This window comes from Actinoplanes sp. NPDC051633 (assembly GCF_040681735.1).
Classification (GTDB): Bacteria; Actinomycetota; Actinomycetes; order Mycobacteriales; family Micromonosporaceae; genus Actinoplanes.
Genome location: NZ_JBFAZH010000828.1, coordinates 1 through 3,491 on the forward strand (window position 1 = coordinate 1; position 3,491 = coordinate 3,491).

Annotated in this window: 1 pseudogene; it reads right to left on the reverse strand. The window is 72.5% G+C overall.

Going from position 1 to position 3,491, the window contains the following annotated elements:
• Nucleotides 1–1,031: 1,031 nt before the first annotated feature.
• A pseudogene (gene purL, locus AB0M20_RS32840) lies at nucleotides 1,032–3,404 on the reverse strand (phosphoribosylformylglycinamidine synthase subunit PurL); the annotation flags it as partial.
• Between the last annotated feature and the right edge of the window lie 87 nt (nucleotides 3,405–3,491).

Below are 3,491 nucleotides of genomic sequence, written 5' to 3' on the forward strand. Positions count from 1 at the left end.
ACTGACCGATCAGACGTGATGAGGGCCGGCCCCGTTTGGGGCCGGCCCTTTCTCGTTGCGTTCGACTACTCCGACTTGGGTTCCCTGGCGACCGTGGTGTGCAGGTCGGCGGTCGGGAAGTTGTCCGGCGGAACGTCCGGAGCGATCGGCCCGCCCGGCGCCGGGCGGTCGGTCTGCTCACTGTGGACGACCGGAGCGGTGGCCGTCACCTTCGACGCGGCGTCGGATCCCGGCTGCGCCGCGGGCTCGTCCTCGGCGGGCTCCTGCGGGACCGACTTGACCGCGGTCGGCTCGGTGCCGTCAGTCAGGTTGACCTTGGCGGTGACCACCTCGGCGATGGAGACGGCGTGCTCACCGCCCTCGTCCCCTGCCTCAACGCCCGCTGCCTCATCGCCGGCCGACTCCTTCGCAGCCGACTCCTCGCCCGACGGGGCGTCGGCGGATGCGTCCGGAGCGGTCGCCGCCGGAGCAGCCGCCGCCGGAGCAGCCGCCGCCGGAGCAGTCACCGCCGGAGCAGTCACCGCCGGAGCAGCCGCCGCTGGAGCAGCCGCGGCCTTGCCGGTTGTCACCATCGGCGGCTCGGCGGTGTCGGCCGACGCCGACCGAGGGAGAACGGTCGCTTCGCCTGCCGACGCCACGGGCTCGTTCCCCTGGGCGGCCTGGGAGACGAAGGTCGTCCCGTGGCCGTCCGAGGGGGACTCGGCCTGGGAGACGAAGGTATCCGCTTCGGAACTCGTCCCCTGCGCAGCACCAGAAACCGAGGCGGTCCCCTCGGCGTCCGGCGCATCGGCGGAACGGGAAACTGAAGTCACCCCGGCGACGTCCACCCCTTGCGGCGCAGGGGAGACCGACGCCGCGCTCTCGGCGTCTACCTCCCGCGCAGTGTCGGGAACCGAGGTGGGGTCCTTGGTTTCGGTCTCTTGCGTGGCCCGGGGAGTAGTGGCCTGGGGAGTAAGGGTCGCGGCCTCGGGGGTGGGCTCCTCGCCGGACCCCGGGTGGGCCGCCCGCTCCGGGTCGCCGTGGCGATTGGCCAGCTCGGCCGGCCCGCCGAAGAGGCGCGGCATCGTCGCCGTGTACGCCTCGCGCAGCTCGTCCAGCTCGATCGTGAACTCGTCGCGCACCTCGAGGACCGCCTCCGGCGAGGTGGTGCCGATCGGCGTACACGAAACGCCGTGGTCCTGAGCCAGCGCCACGAACGCCTTGTCGTGCCCGCGGGGCACCGCGACCAGCACGCGGCCCGCCGACTCCGAGAAGAGCCAGACGAATGCCGAATGCTCCTCCGGCAGTGCCACCCGGGCGCCGATGTTGCGCCGCAGGCAGCTCTCCGCGAGCACCTGCGCGAGGCCGCCGTCCGACAGGTCGTGCGCCGCGCTGACGTGCCCGGCCTCGGACGACCGGGCCAGCAGCCGGCCCAGCGCCTGCTCGTGGTCGAGGTCGACCTGCGGCGGGCGACCGCCGAGGTGGCCGTGCTCGACCCAGGCCCACTCGGAGCCGGACAGCTCGCACCGCGTGTCGCCGAGCACGAAGAGCAGGTCGCCCTCGGCCGTCGGCGACGGCGGGAAGCCCATCGGCACACGACGGGCGACGTCGTCGAGGATGCCGAGCACACCGACCACCGGAGTGGGGTGGATCGCCGCGGCGCCCGTCTGGTTGTAGAAGCTGACGTTGCCGCCGGTCACCGGGATGCCCAGCTGCTGGCAGCCGTCGGCCAGACCACGGACGGCCTCGGCGAACTGCCACATCACCGCCGGGTCCTCGGGGGAGCCGAAGTTGAGGCAGTCGGTCACCGCGGCCGGCTCGGCGCCGGTCACCACCACGTTGCGGTACGCCTCGGCCAGGGCGAGCTTGGCACCTTGGTACGGGTCGAGGCGGGCGTAGCGGCCGTTGCCGTCGACCGAGAGCGCCACGCCCAGGCCGGTGCGCTCGTCGATGCGGAGCACGCCGGCGTCCTCGGGCTGGGCCAGCACGGTGTTGCCGAGCACGTAACGGTCGTACTGCTCGGTCACCCACGACTTGTCGCAGAGGTTGGGCGAGGCCACCATCCGCAGCACGGTGGCCCGCAGCTCGTCCGAGGTGGTCGGCCGGGGCAGCGTCTCGGCGCGGTCGGCCTGCAACAGGATCAGGTCGGCCGGCTCGCGGATCGGCCGGGCGTAGACCGGACCGTCGTCGGCCAGCGAGCCGGGCGGCACGTCCACCACGATGTGGTCGTTCCAGCTGACCACCAGGCGGCCGGGCAGGCCCTCCTGCTCGCTTGGCGTGACCTCGCCGATCGCGGTGGCCCACACGCCCCACTTGTCGGCGACGGCGAGCACCCGGTCGAGCATCTCCGGCGCCACGATCAGCAGCATCCGCTCCTGCGACTCGCTGGCCAGGATCTCGGTCGGCGACATCGAGGGCTCGCGCAGCGGCACCCGCTCGAGGTAGACCCGCATGCCGGTGCCGGCCGCCGCGGCGGTCTCGGTGAGCGCGCAGGTCAGGCCGGCGCCGCCGAGGTCCTGGATGCCGACCACCAGACCGGCGTCGTACAGCTCGAGGCAGCTCTCGATCAGCAGCTTCTCCATGAAGGGGTCGCCCACCTGGACCGACGGCCGGCGCGCCGAAGCGCCCTCGTCGAAGGTGGCCGACGCCAGCACCGAGACGCCCCCGATGCCGTCACGGCCGGTGCGAGCGCCGAGCAGCACGACGACGTTGCCGACGCCGGCCGCCTCCTTGTGCTGCAGCCGCTCGACCGGCATGACACCGATCGACAGCGCGTTGACCAGTGGGTTTCCCTGGTACGTGGGATCGAAGACGATCTCGCCGCCGATGTTGGGCAGGCCGAGGCAGTTGCCGTACCCGCCGATGCCGGCCACGACGCCGGGCAGCACCCGCGCGGTGTCGGGGTGGTCGGCCGCGCCGAAGCGCAGCGGGTCCATCACCGCGACCGGCCGGGCGCCCATCGCCAGGATGTCGCGCACGATGCCGCCGACGCCGGTGGCCGCGCCCTGGTAGGGCTCCACGAAGCTGGGGTGATTGTGCGACTCGACCTTGAAGGTGACCGCGAGCTCGTCGGAGATCTGCACGACGCCCGCGTTCTCACCGATGCCGGCCAGCATCCGGGTGTTGCGCGGCGCCTTCTCACCGAACTGCCGCAGGTGCACCTTGCTCGACTTGTAGGAGCAGTGCTCGCTCCACATGATCGAATACATCGCCAGCTCGGACGACGTGGGCCGGCGGCCGAGGATGTCGCGGATCCGGGCGTACTCGTCGTCCTTGAGACCGAGGTCGGTGTAGGGCTGGAGCTCGTCGGGCGTCTCGGTCGCCCGCGACACCGTGTCGGGCCCGCCGTCGTAGTCATTGACCAGCACGTCGGTGGCCGCGAAGCCCGACTGCGGCAGCTTCGCGTTCTCCAGAGAAGCCGTCATCCGTGCTGTCCCCCTGCGAGCTGACCGCCCGCGGACGACCCGGCCAGGGCCCGCAGGACGGAGGTGAAGAAGCCGAGGCCGTCCAGC